The organism is Methylobacterium sp. 142-1Y (assembly GCF_057747795.1).
Map to the genome: position 1 here is coordinate 6,174,175 of NZ_CM173224.1, position 15,785 is coordinate 6,189,959.

At 69.4% G+C, this 15,785-nt stretch carries 15 protein-coding genes; 5 read left to right on the forward strand and 10 right to left on the reverse strand.

Features of this window, described 5'->3' with window-relative positions:
- Window positions 1–87: 87 nt before the first annotated feature.
- Genes AC3AOF_RS28310 through AC3AOF_RS28325 form a run of 4 tightly spaced genes read right to left on the reverse strand, consistent with a single transcriptional unit; the run spans window position 88 to window position 3,684 of the window.
- On the reverse strand, window positions 88–567 hold the full coding sequence (locus AC3AOF_RS28310; protein ID WP_488347142.1) for a DUF3237 domain-containing protein: 480 nt from the start codon (window positions 565–567) through the stop codon (window positions 88–90).
- Entirely contained in the window at window positions 564–1,784 is a 1,221-nt protein-coding gene (locus AC3AOF_RS28315) for an ABC transporter substrate-binding protein (protein ID WP_488347143.1), read from the reverse strand. Before AC3AOF_RS28315 ends, AC3AOF_RS28310 begins: the two co-directional genes overlap by 4 nt.
- A 14-nt stretch (window positions 1,785–1,798) precedes the next feature.
- On the reverse strand, window positions 1,799–2,680 hold the full coding sequence (locus AC3AOF_RS28320) for a beta-keto acid cleavage family enzyme (RefSeq protein WP_236987725.1): 882 nt from the start codon (window positions 2,678–2,680) through the stop codon (window positions 1,799–1,801).
- A gap of 32 nt (window positions 2,681–2,712) precedes the next feature.
- Window positions 2,713–3,684 carry a 3-hydroxyacyl-CoA dehydrogenase NAD-binding domain-containing protein gene (locus tag AC3AOF_RS28325; RefSeq protein ID WP_488347144.1) on the reverse strand — a complete coding sequence of 324 codons (972 nt, stop codon included), beginning with the start codon at window positions 3,682–3,684 and terminating at the stop codon, window positions 2,713–2,715.
- 134 nt (window positions 3,685–3,818) lie between these two features.
- Here AC3AOF_RS28325 and AC3AOF_RS28330 point away from each other — a divergent pair, with 134 nt between their 5' ends.
- The 4 genes from AC3AOF_RS28330 to AC3AOF_RS28345 all read left to right on the forward strand — a co-directional run bounded on the left by AC3AOF_RS28330 (window position 3,819) and on the right by AC3AOF_RS28345 (window position 8,591).
- Window positions 3,819–4,610: a crotonase/enoyl-CoA hydratase family protein gene (locus AC3AOF_RS28330; RefSeq protein ID WP_488347145.1), complete on the forward strand. Its 792-nt coding sequence runs from the start codon at window positions 3,819–3,821 to the stop codon at window positions 4,608–4,610.
- 497 nt (window positions 4,611–5,107) lie between these two features.
- Window positions 5,108–6,322 carry an ABC transporter substrate-binding protein gene (locus tag AC3AOF_RS28335; protein WP_236987722.1) on the forward strand — a complete coding sequence of 405 codons (1,215 nt, stop codon included), beginning with the start codon at window positions 5,108–5,110 and terminating at the stop codon, window positions 6,320–6,322.
- Window positions 6,323–6,327: 5 nt separating this feature from the next.
- Window positions 6,328–8,136 carry a feruloyl-CoA synthase gene (locus AC3AOF_RS28340; RefSeq protein WP_236987721.1) on the forward strand — a complete coding sequence of 603 codons (1,809 nt, stop codon included), beginning with the start codon at window positions 6,328–6,330 and terminating at the stop codon, window positions 8,134–8,136.
- Window positions 8,133–8,591, forward strand: coding sequence for an acyl-CoA thioesterase (locus AC3AOF_RS28345; RefSeq protein WP_236987720.1), 459 nt, complete (start codon window positions 8,133–8,135; stop codon window positions 8,589–8,591). Before AC3AOF_RS28340 ends, AC3AOF_RS28345 begins: the two co-directional genes overlap by 4 nt.
- Before the next feature lie 255 nt (window positions 8,592–8,846).
- On the opposite strand, the gene AC3AOF_RS28350 is transcribed toward AC3AOF_RS28345, so the two are convergent.
- The 6 genes from AC3AOF_RS28350 to AC3AOF_RS28375 form a co-directional block, all read right to left on the reverse strand.
- Window positions 8,847–9,629: a 2OG-Fe(II) oxygenase gene (locus tag AC3AOF_RS28350; protein WP_236987719.1), complete on the reverse strand. Its 783-nt coding sequence runs from the start codon at window positions 9,627–9,629 to the stop codon at window positions 8,847–8,849.
- Between the two features lie 390 nt (window positions 9,630–10,019).
- Complete coding sequence (locus tag AC3AOF_RS28355) at window positions 10,020–10,505, reverse strand: MarR family winged helix-turn-helix transcriptional regulator (protein WP_488347146.1); 486 nt, start codon at window positions 10,503–10,505, stop codon at window positions 10,020–10,022.
- A 96-nt stretch (window positions 10,506–10,601) separates the two neighbouring features.
- Window positions 10,602–12,146 (reverse strand): FAD-dependent oxidoreductase, encoded by a 1,545-nt coding sequence (locus AC3AOF_RS28360; protein WP_488347147.1) that lies wholly within the window; start codon window positions 12,144–12,146, stop codon window positions 10,602–10,604.
- 64 nt (window positions 12,147–12,210) lie between these two features.
- On the reverse strand, window positions 12,211–13,461 hold the full coding sequence (locus AC3AOF_RS28365; RefSeq protein WP_488347148.1) for a cytochrome P450: 1,251 nt from the start codon (window positions 13,459–13,461) through the stop codon (window positions 12,211–12,213).
- Window positions 13,458–14,762: an NAD(P)/FAD-dependent oxidoreductase gene (locus tag AC3AOF_RS28370; RefSeq protein ID WP_488347149.1), complete on the reverse strand. Its 1,305-nt coding sequence runs from the start codon at window positions 14,760–14,762 to the stop codon at window positions 13,458–13,460. The genes AC3AOF_RS28365 and AC3AOF_RS28370 overlap by 4 nt, the downstream gene beginning before the upstream one ends.
- Window positions 14,759–14,974 carry a ferredoxin gene (locus AC3AOF_RS28375; RefSeq protein WP_236987714.1) on the reverse strand — a complete coding sequence of 72 codons (216 nt, stop codon included), beginning with the start codon at window positions 14,972–14,974 and terminating at the stop codon, window positions 14,759–14,761. Before AC3AOF_RS28375 ends, AC3AOF_RS28370 begins: the two co-directional genes overlap by 4 nt.
- A gap of 241 nt (window positions 14,975–15,215) precedes the next feature.
- Between AC3AOF_RS28375 and AC3AOF_RS28380 the strand changes: the two genes are divergently transcribed.
- Window positions 15,216–15,782 (forward strand): Ros/MucR family transcriptional regulator, encoded by a 567-nt coding sequence (locus AC3AOF_RS28380; protein ID WP_236987713.1) that lies wholly within the window; start codon window positions 15,216–15,218, stop codon window positions 15,780–15,782.
- Window positions 15,783–15,785 lie beyond the last annotated feature (3 nt).

Consider the following 15,785-nt stretch of genomic DNA (forward strand, 5'->3'; position numbering starts at 1 on the left):
GCGGACACCGGTTCGTCGCAGAAAATTCCGAAAAATCAAAGATATAGAGCAGCGTCCGATGGCAACGCGATCGGGTGCCGCTCCGGATCACCCCACCCGGTACACGCTCAGGCCGACATGGTCCGGCGCCCGCGCCCCGGTGGCGAGGAACAGGCTGGTCTGCATCCAGCCGAGCGCAGGGGACGCGGTCTCGAACCGGGGCGCGGTGCGGAAATAGATCAGGCCGGGATCGACCGGCTCGCCCCGGCGCAGGCGCTCCAGTGCCTCGGGCGGGCCGAAGCGCAGGCCCGTATTCTCGACATAGACCAGGGCGCCATCCGCGGCCTCGATCACGTAGCGGGCGTGGAGCTGGGTCAGGCCGTCGCCTGCGATGGTCTGGTAATCGGCCCCGCCGGGCAGAATCCGGCCGGTGAGACCCGGGCCCGTCACGGTGCCGCCCGTGATGGCGATGACCCGCCGGCTGCCGGCCGTGGTGACGCCGACCTCGACCGGCACCGTCACCGCGATACGGGCATCGAAGACGTGGGCGAGGGTGGGGGCTGGAATGGTCACGGATCGAGAGGTCATGGCTTGCCCTTCACCAGCGGGCAGTCGCTCTCTTCGATCGGCCGGAACGCCTCCTCGCCGGGCAGCGTCGCGATCCGCTCCATCACGTCCCACTCCCCCTTCGATTCCTCCGGCCGCTTGACGCGGAACAGCGAGACCGCGCGGATCACCCGGCCGTCGGGCCGCAGGCGCCCGGCCTCGGTCATGAAATCCTCGATCGGCATCTCGCGCATCTTCGCCATCACCGGCTCGGCCGCGTCGGTGCCGGCGGCCCGCACCGCCTTGAGGTAATGCATCACCGCCGAGTAGACGCCGGCCTGGTAGCTGTTCGGCATCGCCTTCTGGCGGTCGAAGAAGCGCTTGGCGAAGGCGCGGGTGGCGTCGTCGGTGTCCCAGTAGAACGCCTCGGCCAGGTAGAGGCCGCCGGCGACGGGGAGCCCGAGCGCGTGGACGTCGACCGCCGTCATGTAGAAGCCGGCGAGCTTCTGCTTGCCGCCGAGCACCCCGAACTCGGAAGCCTGCTTGACCGCGTTGATCGCGTCGCCGCCGACGTTGAACAGGGCGATCACCCCGGCACCGGAGGCTTGCGCCTGCAGGATCTGCGACGAGAGATCGGGCGAGAGCAGGGGGTGGAAGACCTGGCCCACCACCTTGCCGCCGCCCTTCGTCACCACCCGCGTCACGTCGGCGACGAAGGATTTTCCCAGCGTGATGTCGGCCACCACGTAGAACCAGGTCGTCTCGCCGGATTCCACCAGGGGCTTGGCGATGGCGCGGGAAAGGGCGTGGGTGTCGATGACCCAGAGCGCGCCGTTCGGCGAACATTGCGCCCCGGTGATCACCGTCGAGCCCGATCCGGTGATGAGGGCGAGCCGCCCCTTCTCCCGCGCCAGCGCCTGGACGCCCAGAGCCACCGCCGAGTTGCCGAGGTCGGTGATCATGTCGACCCCCTCGACGTCGTACCAGCGGCGCGCCAGCGTGCTCGCCACGTCCGGCTTGCTCTGGTGATCGGCGGCGACGATCTCGATCGGCTTGCCCAGCACCGTCGCGCCGAAATCCTCGACCGCGAGGCGCGCCGCGGTGACGCTGCCGGTGCCGTAATTGCCGGACATCGCCGTCGACATGTCGGCGAGCACGCCGATCTTGACGCGGTCGCCGGAGACGGCGCCCTCCGCATGGCTCAAGGCCGGCGCGAGGGTCATCAGGCCCGCCAGCAGGGCGGAGCGAAGGGCGCGCATCGTCGTCCCTCCCGTCAGACGGCCTTGAGGCCGAGGATGTCACGGGCCTCGGCCGGGCTCGCCGGCTCGTGGTTCAGTTCCTTGATGATCCGCACCGTGCGGGCCACCAGCTGCTCGTTGGTCGCGAGCTGGCCGCGGGAGTAATAATTGTTGTCCTCGAGCCCGACCCGGACGTGGCCGCCGAGCAGGATCGCCTGCGTCGTCGCCGGCAGCTGCGCCGGGCCGATGCCGGAGACGCAGAAGATCGATTGCGGCGGCAGCATCCGGATCATCGCCGCCAGGATGTCGTGGGAATAGGGCATCGCGCCCTGGAAACCCTTGTCGGCGCCGAGCACCATGTTGATGTAGTAGGGCGGCTTGTCGTAGCCCTTCTCGATCAGCCGGGTCACGTCCTGCAGGATGTGCTGGGGGCCGAACACCTCCCATTCCGGCTTGATGCCGCGCTCCTGCATGCGCTTCGCCAGCGCTTCGCAGCGGCTCGGCGTCGTCACCACCAGGATCTCGCGGCCGCCATGCACGTCCGCAAAGGTCATGCCGTCGAAGGTCGCCATCTCGGCCCCGGCCTCGCAGCCCTTCAGCCGCTCCTCGAAGCTCGATTCGAACAGCCCGTCGGGGCGCGGCACCAGCATGTCGCCGCTCGACCCGCCGCCGGTCGAGTTGTTGAGGATGATGTCGCAGCGCTCGCGGATGCGCCGGTTGATGTCGCGGTAGATCTCGGCGTTGCAGGTCGCCTCGTCGTCGGGCCGGCGGGCGTGGAGCGCCGCGATGGCCGCCCCTTCCTTCCAGGACTTGTGCACCGACTCGGCGATCTCCGCCGGCTGGGTCGGCAGGTTGTGGTTCTGCGCCTTCGAGGCCATGCCGCCGGTCGGCGCCACCGTCACGATCACCTTGGCCATGTTGTCCTCCCTTGAGTTGGTTGAGACGAGGGTTACGGCAGGTCCGGCGCCGCGCGCTTCTGCCGGACGAGGTCGACGAGGAGCCGGTCGCGCTGCGCCACCATCGCGTCGCGGTCGCGTCCTTCGAGCGCCTGTTCGAGGCCCTGGACGAGGGTCTGTTTCAGCTCGGGCGTCAGGCGCGGGTCACCGAGATCGGCCCACATCGCCTCCATCAGGGGCCCGAGATGGTCGAGGGTGTGGGCGAACCCTTTCGCGCCGCCCGAGAGGTGGTTGAGCAGGCACGGCCCCATCAGGGCCCAGCGCAGGCCCGGCCCATGGGCGATGGCGGCATCGATGTCGGCCACCGTCGCGGCCCCCGTCCCGACGAGGTGGAACGCCTCGCGCCAGAGCGCCGCCTGGAGCCGGTTGGCGACGTGGCCGACGAGCTCGCGCCGCAGGCGGATCGGCCGCTTGCCGATGCTCTCGTAGAAGCCCATCGCGGCGGCGACCGCGCCCTCGTCGGTGTGTTCTCCGCCCAGAACCTCGACCAGCGGTACCAGGTGGGGCGGGTTGAAGGGATGGCCGAGCACCACCCGGCCGGGATGGCGGCAGGCGCTCTGGATCGCGCTCGGGGTGAGGCCGGAGGAACTGGTCGCCAGCACCACGTCGGGCGCGGCCGCGGCGTCGAGCCGGCGGTAGGTCTCGTGCTTGATCTCCAGGCGCTCGGGCCCGTTCTCCTGCACGAAATCGGCGTTTGCCGCTGCCTCTTCCGGCCCGGCCACGAAGGTCAGGCGCTCGGGCGCGGCGCCGGGGCTAAGTCCGATCTGTTCGAGGACCGGCCAGTGCCGAGCGACCGTCTCGCGTAAATGCGCCTCCGCGCCGGGGGCCGGATCGGTGGCGACGACATCGAGGCCGCAACTCAAGAACTGCGACACCCACGACGCCCCGATGACGCCGGTGCCGATCACCGCCACCCGTCCGATGGCCGTGCGATAGTCGCCGGCCTGTCCGCTCGCGTCATCCATCGCGGCGCCCTCCCTGGTCGGGTCTCTGTCAGGGCTTGTCGCCCGATTGACCCGTTGAGATAGTTATATCACATTACAAATCATGTTTGGCAATCCGGCGCGAACGGCCGGAGCGAGAATCGGAGGAACGCCGTATGGCGGAGGACCTGTCGGGCCTCGGCACCGAGTCCCTGGTCGTCACCCGGCGGGACGCCGTGGCGATCGTCACCTTGTCCCGCCCGCACAAGCGCAACGCCCTCGACGACGGCATGGTGCTGGGGCTGGAGCGCGTCGCCCGGAACCTGCCCGACGACGTGCGGGCGCTGGTGATCGCCGCGGAGGGCCCGCATTTCTGCGCCGGGCTCGACTTGGCGGAACTGACCGAGCGCGACGCCCCGGCCGGGATGCTGCATTCTCGGATGTGGCACCGGGCCTTCCACGAGATCGAGTTCGGCCGGGTGCCGGTGGTCGCGGCGCTCAAAGGCGCGGTGATCGGCGGCGGGCTCGAACTGGCGCTGTCGGCCCATCTGCGGGTCGCCGAGGCTTCCGCCTTCTACGCCCTGCCGGAGGGCCAGCGCGGCATCTTCGTCGGCGGCGGCGCCTCGGTGCGGCTGCCGCGGCTGATCGGGGTCTCGCGGATGCGCGACATGATGCTGACCGGCCGGGTCCACGATGCCGAGAGCGGCGAGCGGCTCGGCCTGTCGCACTACGTCACGCCGCCGGGCGAGGGGCTGGAACGGGCGATCGCGCTCGCCACCCGGGCGGCCGAGAACGCGCCGCTGACCAACTACGCCCTGATCCACGCCCTGCCGCGCATCGCCGAGGCCGACCCGGCGACCGGGTACCTCACCGAGGCCCTGATGACCGCGGTGGCGCAGAGCGACGCCGAGGCGAAGCGGCGGCTGGCGGAGTTTCTGGAGGGGCGGGCGAAGAAGGTGCGGGAGTAGGGGAGACGCCTCTCGTTCCTTCGCTCCGCCGTTGCCACCCTCCGCGTCATTCCAGGGCCGCGCAGCGGAGCCCGGAATGACCCTGAGAGAATGCTTGAGCGAGATTTTCTACTTAAGACTTGAGGAGACCGAGACTGTCCTGCCCTCCTACCTCATCCTGAGGTGCGACCAACGGGAGCCTCGAAGGAGGGCTCCAGAAATCTCTGCGTTCCCTGGAGCACTCCTTCGAGGTCATTCGATCTTCGATCGACTAACACCTCAGGATGAGGTGTGAGGGTAGGATAAATCATCCCCACCATCAGATCTTGCCAAGCAAACCCCATTAAACAGTCTTTGAGAAGGGGAAGCGCGGCGCGCAACAAGTCAAGCCTACTTCCCCTATCCCGTGTGGGAGAGAGGAGCCCGCGACTTCTCTTTATTCGCAAAGACAGAGATTTCCCGCAACTAAATCCCAGGAACCGGCATCAAGACCGGCCTCATCACCCCCGGAGGAAACCATGCCCCGTCGCCCCATCCGCCGGTTCGCCCCGGCTCTCGCCGCCCTCCTGTCCCTCCTCAGCCCGGCATTCGCCGCCGAGCGGCCGGTGAAGATCGGCGTCCTCAACGACATGTCCGGTCCTTACGCCGACTACCAGGGCCAGGGCTCGGTCATCGCGGCGCAACTCGCCATCGAGGATTTTGCAGCCAAGGCCGGGCGCCCGGTCGAGCTGGTCTCGGCCGACCACCAGAACAAGACCGATATCGGCGCCTCGATCGCCCGGCGCTGGTTCGACCAGGACGGCGTCGACCTGATCGTCGACGTGCCGAACTCGGCCGTCGCGCTGGCCGTCGCGAACCTGGCGCGGGAGAAGAACAAGGTGTTCATCGGCTCGGGCGCCGGCACCGCCGAGCTCACCGGCAAGCAATGCTCGCCCAACACCGTGCATTGGACCTACGACACCTGGTCCCTCGGCCATGCCCTGGCGAAAGCCCTGGTGCAGCAGGGGGCCAAGACCTGGTACTTCCTCACCGCCGACTACACCTTCGGCAAGGACCTCGAAGGCTCGGCCGCCGAGGAGGTGAAGGCCATGGGCGGCAGCGTGACGGGAGGCTCGCGCCATCCCCTCGGCACCGCCGACTTCTCGTCCTTCCTGCTCCAGGCGCAAGGGTCGGGCGCCGACGTGATCGGGCTGGCGAATGCCGGCGACGACACCTCGAACGCCCTCAAGCAGGCGGCGGAGTTCGGCATCGCCCCGGCCCAGCGCCTCGCCGGGCTGATCCTCAACATCACCAACATGCCGGCGCTCGGCCTCAAGGCGACGCAGGGCGTCTACATCGTCACGCCGTATTACTGGGACCTCACCGACGGCACCCGGGCCTTCGCGGCGCGCTATGCCGCCCGCCACCCGCGCCACGCCATGCCGAACGACATGCAGGCCGGCGTCTACTCGGCGGTAGAGCATTACCTGAAGAGCCTCGGCACCGTGAAGGATGCGGGCGACGGCCGAACTGTCGTGGCGGCCATGAAGGCGATGCCGACCGACGATCCGATCTTCGGCCCCGGCCGCATCCGCGAGGACGGCCGCAAGCTCCACCCGATGTACCTGCTGACCACCAAGACGCCCGCCGAGAGCAAGGGCGGCTGGGACTATTTCAAGCCGGTCCGCACCGTGCCGGCAGACGAAGCCTGGCGCCCGCTCGCCGAGGGCGGCTGCCCGCTGGTGAAAGGGTAGGGCGAATGGACACGCATCGTTTCACCGAGCGCGCCGACGGCAGCCTACTCGTCACCGCGACGGCCCCGCTGCCGCCCTACCCCGAGCGCCTGACCGCGCACCTGACCCGCCACGCCGCCGAGGCTCCGGAGAGACCGTTCCTGGCCCGGCGCGGGGAGGGGGGTGCGTTCGAGCCCCTGACCTATGGGGCGGCTCTTCATGCCGTCGAGCGGATCGCCGCCGCCCTGCTCGCCCGGAACCTCTCGGCCGAGCGGCCGGTGATGATCCTGTCCGGCAACGGCTTCGAGCACGCGCTCCTCTCGCTCGCCGCGCTGCATGTCGGCATCGCGGTGGCACCGGTCTCGCCGGCCTATTCCACCGTATCGCAGGACCATGCCCGCCTGCGGGCGATCGTGGACCTGCTCACCCCCGGCCTCGTCTTCGCGGCGGAAGGGGCCACTTACGCTCCGGCCATCGCGGCGGCCGTCCCGCCAGGAACCGAGGTGGTGATCGGCGATCGTGCGGCGATCGGCCGGGCCGCGACGCCATTCGCGGAGCTGATGCAAGCCCACGATCCCGATTCCGTGGCGGCCGCCCACGCGGCAGTGACGCTCGAGACGGTGGGAAAGCTCCTGTTCACCTCCGGCTCCACCGGCGTGCCGAAGGCGGTGGTGAATACCCACCGGATGCTGAGTTCCAACCAGGCGATGCTCCAGGCCCGGTTCCCGGCGCTCACGGCGGAGCCGCCGGTGATGGTCGACTGGCTGCCCTGGCACCACACCTTCGGGGGCAACCACAACTTCAACCTGGTGCTGGCGAATGGCGGCACCCTCCATATCGACGAGGGAAGGCCGACCCCCGGCGGCATCCGGGAGACCGTGCGGGCGTTGCGCGAGGTGGCTCCCACCCTCTACCTCACGGTGCCGAAGGGCTTCGAGGCGCTGGTACCGCACCTGCGCGACGACGAGGCGTTGCGGAAGAATTTCTTCAGCCGGCTCCAGGTCACCTTCTTCGCCGCCGCCGGCCTGCCGCAGCCGGTCTGGGACGCCATCGATGACCTCGCCCGGCAGACCATCGGCCGGACGGTGCCGATGGTGACGGGATTGGGGGCCACCGAGACCGCGCCGCTCGCCCTCGTCACCGACGACCGCCCGGCGAGGGCCGGCCAGGTCGGCCTGCCGGCGCCCGGCGTCGAGCTGAAGGTCGCGCCCGTCGGCGCCAAGCACGAGGCGCGGGTGCGCGGGCCCAACGTCACCCCGGGCTACTGGCGCCGGCCGGACCTGACCGCCTCGGCCTTCGACGAGGAGGGCTTCTACCGCCTCGGCGACGCCCTGGTGCCGGTCGATCCCGCCGACCGCAACCGCGGCTTCACCTTCGACGGGCGCCTCAACGAGGATTTCAAGCTCACCACCGGGGTCTGGGTCAGCGTCGGCCCCCTGCGGGCCGCCTTCCTCGACGCGTTCCAGCCGCTGGTGCGCGATGTCGCCATCGCGGGCGAGGCCCGGGACGAGGTCGCCGCCCTGGTCTTCCCGGATATCGCCGCCTGCCGGGCGCTCTGCGGGGAGGCGGGCGACGACGATGCCGTGCTGGCCCATCCGGCGCTCCGGCGCGACTTCGCCCGGCGCCTCGCGGCCTTCGCCCAAAGGGCCACCGGCTCGTCGAACCGCATCGCCCGGCTGCTGCTGCTGCCCGAGCCGCCCGCCCTCGACCGCGACGAGGTGACCGACAAGGGCTCGATCAACCAGCGCGGCGTGCTGCGCAACCGGGCCGACGCCGTCGCCCGCCTCTACGCCACGCCTCTCGACCCCGCCATCATCCTGCCGGAGACCGCATGACCTCAGCCCAAGAGCCGATCGCCGACCACGAGGGCTTCACCCATGCCCGCACGCTGACGGTGGAATGGGGCCATTGCGACCCCGCCGGCATCGTGTTCAACCCGCGCTTCTTCGACTTCTTCGACTGGTCGACGGCCCTGCTGTGCGAGGCCGCGACCGGATTGCCGAAGGCCGGGATGCTGGCGCGCTACGATCTCCTCGGCATCCCACTGGTCGAGACCGGGGCGCGCTTCCTCAAGCCCTCGCGCTACGGCGACCGGGTCGAGATCGTCTCGACGGTGGTGGATGTCGGCCGGTCGAGCTTCGCCGTGCGCCACCGCCTGCTCAATGCCGGCGACCTCGCCGTCGAGGGCCGCGAGCGCCGTGTCTGGGCCGGCCGCCATCCCCACGACCCGTCCCGGATGAAGGCGGCACCGATCCCGGAGGATCTGGTCAGGCGGTTTCGGGGGGAGTGACCGGCATCGGGATGCAATCCTCCGGAGATTGCCTCATCCGGTCTCCCTCGCTCCGCCTCACCACTCGGTACGACAGCCGCTCTTTGACGGTGGATACGTCGCACATCCGGCGTCTGTGATATGCGACGACAACATTTCGGATCAGCATCCGGTCGCAGCGCGACCGAATGCTGATCGTTTTGAGACTTAGTTCTTGTACTATTATTGATAATGCACCGAAACACGCTCCCGCAAAATAATATCTCTATTGTTTTCTCAATAGCCTTTTTCGGGTCGGGACTGCCATAACGTCGAATGCGCTCCGGTGTCATCCGGGGGAAACCCTTCGTCGGCGCGACCGTTGGAGTAATAATAAAGTGCGACCGATTTCCGCCACAAGTCGGGCGGACCCGCTATCGGCTCAGGCTGACCATGGTAGGAATCGCTGGTGGTCGAAAAAATTACCATCCTGTTGAAGACAGGAAGAACGCGCTGGATGCAGCCCTTCATCTCTCGATCCCACAACTCCAGCCAACCGCCATTTTCATCCGTCCAGCCTTCGTTGAGGTAGACGAGGAGATTCAGACGCCGATCGACTTTGAAAAACGGATGCTTGTTAAAATCGGCATGGATTGCAAGTTTTCCACCAGTCGCCGTGGCGTGCAACCCCCCTCCGAACATGTATGGATCGGGCATCAAGCCCCACATGCCAGTAACTTTCTCCAATGTCTTTAAGAAAGATGGGCCCGCCATCTCCGCAAAAAACTTCTGAGTGAAAGGACCGAACTTGGTTTTCCAGGTTGTTCCAAATTTTTTCTTCACATAAGTGCCGTCGTCGTGAAGCTCGGAGTCATTCCCCGACGAAGGCCACTCCTGCAAAATCATGCGCAGCATGTCGTTATTAAAAATATTGTCGATCACGAGATGTGGGAACGGGGACACCGAACGATAATTATCGATCTGCTCAAGACGGGCGATGCCATCTGGCGCGAAGATGCTCATCTCGGTTCCGGGAATGGAAGCTGCGACTTCCGGCTTGACGGTCTCAGAATTCAGCATGAGGCATCACGCAAGGCTATGAGGTGAAAGGCCATATGACGCCGCAGGTATAAGGTACGGTCGGCGGATCGTCGAGAGTTATGTCGGCTCGGTCGACTCGACCGAACACTTCCAGATAAAAATAGAAAAAATTTCTTCAACGATTTTCCCAGAAACTCACGAAAAGAATAGAGTCTGTGAGACAAAGCACTTCTTCCGAGCACCCGACGATCGCGTGCATCGCTAAACAGACGGAGGATTAGGTGACCGAAGCCTGCATCGACGCGGCCCGGCCTTGATGGCTTCCGTACATGCCGGGCGCTGGCAGGCGGCGATGGCAAGCCCGGTCGGCAGGACGGAGTGGCCGCAGTCCTCAGGACGCACGACGTAGCCGGAGTTCCGCGAGCGACCTCACTCCACGTCATCCGGTCCCGCTTCATCCCCCGCCACCTCCCGCGCCCCCTGCTCCAGCCGGCGCAGCAGGTCGAGGAGCGCGCTCCGTTCCTGCGGGTTCAGGAAGGCGGCGATGCGCTCCTCGTGGGCGGCCTCGCGGCGGTGCAGCTCGGCCATCAGGGCCTCGCCGGCCTCCGTGAGGAAGAGGGATTGCGAGCGCCGATCCGTCGGGTCGGGCTCGCGGCGCACCAGGGCGCGGGCTTCCAGCTCGTCGAGGAGCGGGCCGATATTCGCCCGCTTGATGCCGATCGCCGCGCCGACCTGGCTCGGCCGCAGGCCGGGGCTGCCCTCGATCACCGTCAGCACGCCGAGCTGGCTCTGGCGCACGTCGAGATCGGCGAACAGCTCGACGAAGCTGCGCGAGACCGCGACCTGCGCCCGCCGCAGGGTGTAGCCGATCAGGCCTTCGAGGCGGGCGAGGCCCGGGGAATCATCGCTCGGCAACGCTGGACGGGCTCTCGGTCGACCGTGGAACTGCCCGCCACCTGCCCGCGATCGGGCCCGGGCGCAAGCCGGGAGGCCGCGCCCGGGATGATCGGGTCAGCCCGCGGCGCCCTCCCGGTCCCACGCGGCCTCGACCTCCAGCGACTGCCTGTCCCGCTTGCAGGTGGCGAGCGCGGCGTCGCGGCCCTCCTCACGGTAGGTCACGGCGAAATCGCCCTTGCCGACATCGCCCTCAACCCGGACATCCTCCGCCGAGCCGGCATGGCCGACATAGCGCAGGCTGGTGCCGTAATGGCCGCTCCAGAAGAACGGCGTCTCGGTAAACGGCGCCGTCTCGCCGAGGATCACGCGGGCGACGTGCTGGCCCTGGCGCTGGGCGTGGACCCAATGCTCGACCCGCAGGCGCCGGCCGCTCCTCGGATCCGGATAGGCGGCGACGTCGCCGATGGCGTAGATTCCGGGCGCCGAGGTGGCGAGACGACGATCGACCGCGATGCCGCCGCCCTCGTCCTTGCCCGCCAGCGTCAGGCCGGCGGCCTCGGCGAGGTCGGTGCGCGGCGCCACGCCGGTGCCGAGCACCACGAGGTCGGCCTCGATCCGGCTGCCGTCGTCGAGGGCGAGCGCCGTCCCGTCGAAGCCCGTCACCTTGCGGCCGAGGCGGAAGATGACGCCCTTGTCCGCATGCAGGCCCTGGACGAAGCGGCCGACCGCCTCGCCGAGGATGGTGGCGAGCGGTATCGCCTCGGGCGCCACCACCGTCACCGCCTTGTCGCGAGCGATCATCGCGGCGGCGACTTCGAGGCCGATGAAGCTCGCGCCCACCACCGCGACCGAGCGGGCCTTCTCGGCCGCCGCGATCAGGGCGTCGGCGTCCTCAAGGCTGCGTAGGGTGTGCACGTTCGGACGCTCGAAGCCCGGCACGTCCGGCCGAAGCGGCGCGGCGCCCGTGGCGATCACCAGGGCGTCGTAAGCCAGGCGCTCGCCGCCCGCGGTCACGATCTCCTCGGCCCCGAGATCGATGGAGACCACCCGGTCGCTCAAGTAGCGGGGGCCGTCGCCGCCGTAGAAGCCTTCCGCGGCAAGCCGCGTCTTCCCGCGCGGCGCCTTGCCGGAGAGATATTGCTTCGAGCAGAAGGTGCGGTCGTAGGGCGGATCGGGATCGTCGCTCACCAGGATGACGGCGGCGCCGTGGCCGGCCCGGGCCAGCCACTCGGCGCAGGCATGTCCCCCGGCCCCGCCGCCGACGATGACGACCTTGCCGGGGGCCTTTACCCCCTTGCCGGGCGATTTGGCCGCGGCCTCGCGCCGTCCGGTCACGGTGATGCGGCCGTCGCGCTCCTCGGCGCGGTAGCAGGGCAGCGGATCGAAGGCCGGGGCACCGACCGCCTCGCCGGTCTCCAGGCTGAAGCGGGCATGGTGCCAGGGGCAGCGGATCTCGCCCTCCGCCACGATGCCCTTGGCAAGCGGTGCGCCGAGATGGGTGCAGCGGGCGCCGATCGCCGTCACCACGCCGTCGCGGCGCAGGAGCAGCACCTTGTCCTCGCCGAGGGTCCCCTCGACCATCGCCCCCTCGGGCAGGTCGCCCGACGGGATTCCGCGCGCGAAATCCGGTTTGTCCTGCTTGTCCTGTGTCTCGGCCATGGCCCGCCCTCAGCATCGTCGCTGCATCGTCGGCAGGCAACGCGCGGGTGCCGTAACGGTGCCTTCAGCCGATTCCATCGATATCGAGCAGGAGGCGCTTCGGACCGCGCAAGGACGCGCCGGGCCGGTAGGGCGGCGGGTCCTCGGCGAGGCGCGGCCCGCTGAGCCGGGCGGTCAGCGCCGTCAGAGCGGCCTCGGCCTCGATCCGGGCGAGCGGCGCGCCGACACAGTAATGCAGGGCGCCGCCGAAGCCGAAATGCTGGTTGTCGGTCCGGTCCGGATCGAACCGATCGGGATCGGGGAAGCGGGCCGGATCGCGGTTGCCGGCGGCAAACAGCAGCACCAGCGGCGCGCCCGAAGGGATCACCGTGCCGGCGATCGGGATCGGCGCCCGCGCGACCCGGGTGCGGAAATGCACCGGCGGCTCGTAGCGCAAGAGTTCCTCGATCACCCGCGGCGCCCGCTCCGGGTCGGCGCGCAGGCGCGCCAGTTCGTCGGGATGGCGCAGCAGCGTCAGCATCCCGTTGGTGATCAGGTTCACGGTGGTCTCGTGGCCGGCGATCAAGAGCAGGATCGCGGTGGCGATCAGGTCGGGATCGCTCATCCGCCCGGCCTGCGGGTCCTTGGCGGTGGCGAGCCCGGAGAGCATGTCGTCGGCCGGCGCCCGGCGCTTCTCGCGGACCAGGTCGCGCATGTAGTCGGCGATCGCGTCGAAGGTCTCGGTGTTGCGGGCGCGCAGGTCGGGGTCGTTGCGGCTCTCGGGCTCGAGCGCCGTGGCGAGCTGCGTCGCCCAGGCGTGGAAGCGCGGCTCGTCCTCGCGCGGCACGCCGAGGAGCTCGCAGATCACCGTGACGGGCAGCGGATAGGCGAGGTCGTCGACGAGGTCGAAGCGGCGGGAACCGGCACAAGCGTCCAGGCACTGCGCCACCAAGCTTTCCGTGCGCCGCTTCATGCCCCGCACCCGCGCCACCGTGAACTGCGCCATCACCTGGCGGCGCAACAGGCCGTGGTCGGGGGGATCGCGGAAGATGAAGGGGCGGTGGCGGTCGGTGATCCAGTCCTTCAGCGGGTTGACGATCCAGTCCTTGACCGGGTTGCCGGTGGCCGGATGCTCGGCCGGCGGCAGGTCCTCCGAGCTGACCCGCGGATCGGCGAGGAGGGCGCGGATCGCCTCGTAGCCGCTCGCCACGAATGTCCCGTCGTCCTGGCGCGCCACCGGATGGGCGCGCAGGCGGGCATAGAGCGGATAGGGATCGGCGCGGTGGGCGGGATCGCGGACCTGCGCGAACAGGGTACCGTCGGGGGTCTCGGTCATGATTGATCGCCTCGAGCGGTCGCGGGCGCCGGCAGGCCCGGCGATACCGGATCCGGGTCCGGCTGGTCGGCGCCGCCGGTGATCGGCGGGAAGGGCGCGCCGTCCCGGATCGGGCCCTCATAGGCGGGGAGCCAGCGCCCGGCATCGACCGAGACCGCGGCGATCGTCCGCCCGGCCCGGCCGTAGACCGCCAGGAACCGGCCGGTCCGCGGGCTGCCCTGCACGATCGCCACCGCGTCGGCCCCCTCGGTGAGGCCCAGCGACTTGATGTTGAGCCCGAACTGGCTCGACCAGAAGGCCGGCAGCTCGGCATAGGCGCCGGCCGCCTCCGGCCCGTCCAGCATCGCCCGGGCGGCGTGCGCGGCCTGCGCGACGGCGTTGCCCCAATGCTCCAGGGCGACCGGGCGGCCGCCGTAGAGCGGGTAGGGTACGCGCGCCACGTCGCCGGCGGCGAAGATGTCCGGGACCGGCCGCCCCGCCTCGTCGAGGGCGCGGCAGGCGGAATCGCAGGACAGCCCGCCCTCGTCGGCCCGGAGGCCGGACCCGGCGAGCCAGTCGGTGTTGCGCACGGCGCCCAACGCCACCACGACGCAATCGGCCTCGATCGTCCCGCCATCGTCGAGCCGGGCGCGCCGCATCACACATTCTCCTTGGCCGTCGCCCTCGAGATGCGCCACCTGCACGCCGAGGCGCAGATCGACCCCCGCCGCCTCCATCCGCCCGGCGATGAAGCCGCCGATGACGCGGCCGAGCGCCTGGGCGAGGGGCGCGGGCGCCGGATCGACCACCGTGACCGGCAGCCCGAGGGCGCGGATGCTGGAGGCGACCTCGCAGCCGATGAAGCCGGCGCCGAGAATCAGCACCCGCTTCGGCCGGGCCGCGAGCCCCGCCGCCAGGGACGCCGCATCGTCCCGGCTCCTGAGGGTGTGGATGCCGGACAATCGCGCCTCCTCGGGCTTCGGCCAGGGCCGGGCGCGGGCTCCGGTGGCGATCAGCAGACGGTCGAAGGCGAGGCGCTCGCCATTCGCCAGCAGGAGCGCCCGGCCGGCCCGGTCGAGGCCGCGCGCCTTCGCGCCGAGGCGCCACTCGGCCTCCACGGTGCCGACACCCGGCAAGGTGGTGGCGCCGGGCGCGATCTCGCCGGTGAGGACGTGCTTCGACAGGGGAGGGCGGTCGTAAGGGAGGTGGGGCTCGTCGCCGACGAGGATCAGGCGGCCGGCAAATCCGTGCGCCCGCAGGGCTTCCGCGCCGCGCAGACCCGCGAGCGAGGCGCCGGCGATCACGATCGTCCCGTCCCTCACGCCGCGCGCTCCGCCGGAGCGCGATCGTGCTCGACCCGGATGGCGCGGACCGGGCAGGCCTGCACCGCCCGGTCGACCGCCGCGCGGTCCGAGGCGGGCGGGGCCGGATCGTAGACCAGGATCTCGTCGCCCCGCAGCACGAAGCGGTCCGGCGCCGCGTAGCAGCACTGGGCATAGGCCTGGCAGCGATTCAGGTCGACGACGACGCGCATCCAGGCCTCTCCCGCACGATTCCCCGGTATCCGGCGGGAGAACCGCAGCGGCAGGACCGGGTTCCGGCCGCGGCCTCGCCCAATCGGGCAGCATGGCGATCGAACCCGCACGCGCTTGTTAGGTCGATCGATCTCTTGCTGGGGTTTTGTGATTTTTATCAACAGATAATCCTTGCCTTTTCGGGGACTGCGAACTTAAGGATAGGAAGCCGATTTTCAGTGATTCTCAGGGCGTTCCGGGATGGAAGAGACAGCCAACACTCACGAACAGATCGTCACGTTGACGGCCGATATCATCTCTGCCTATGTCAGCAGCAACCATTTGCAGAGCGCCGAGTTGCCGAAGCTGATCTCGGACGTCTATGGCGCCCTGAGCGAGATGGCCAAGGGGACCAAAGCTCCTCCCGAGCCGGTCCACCCCAAGGCGACCCCCGGGGAAATCCGCCGCTCGATCACCAACGACTTCCTGATCAGCTTCGAGGACGGCAAGTCGTACAAGACGCTGCGGCGCCACCTGACCTTGCGCGGCCTGACACCCGAAGCCTATCGCCAGAAATGGGGCCTGCCGCACGACTATCCGATGACCTCGGCGAGCTACTCCGAGCAGCGCTCCGAGCTGGCCCGCTCGCTCGGCCTCGGCCAGCAGCGCCGCCGCCCCGTACGGAGCGAGGAGGAAGAGGGGACCGAGGCGGTCGAGCCCTTTGCACCCGAGTCCTTTGCCCCCGAGACGCCGGCCGAACCGGCCGCTGCGCCCGAGGCTTCTCCTCCGGGCGAGGGCAAGCCGCGCCGCGGCCGTCGCGGCGCCTGAGGC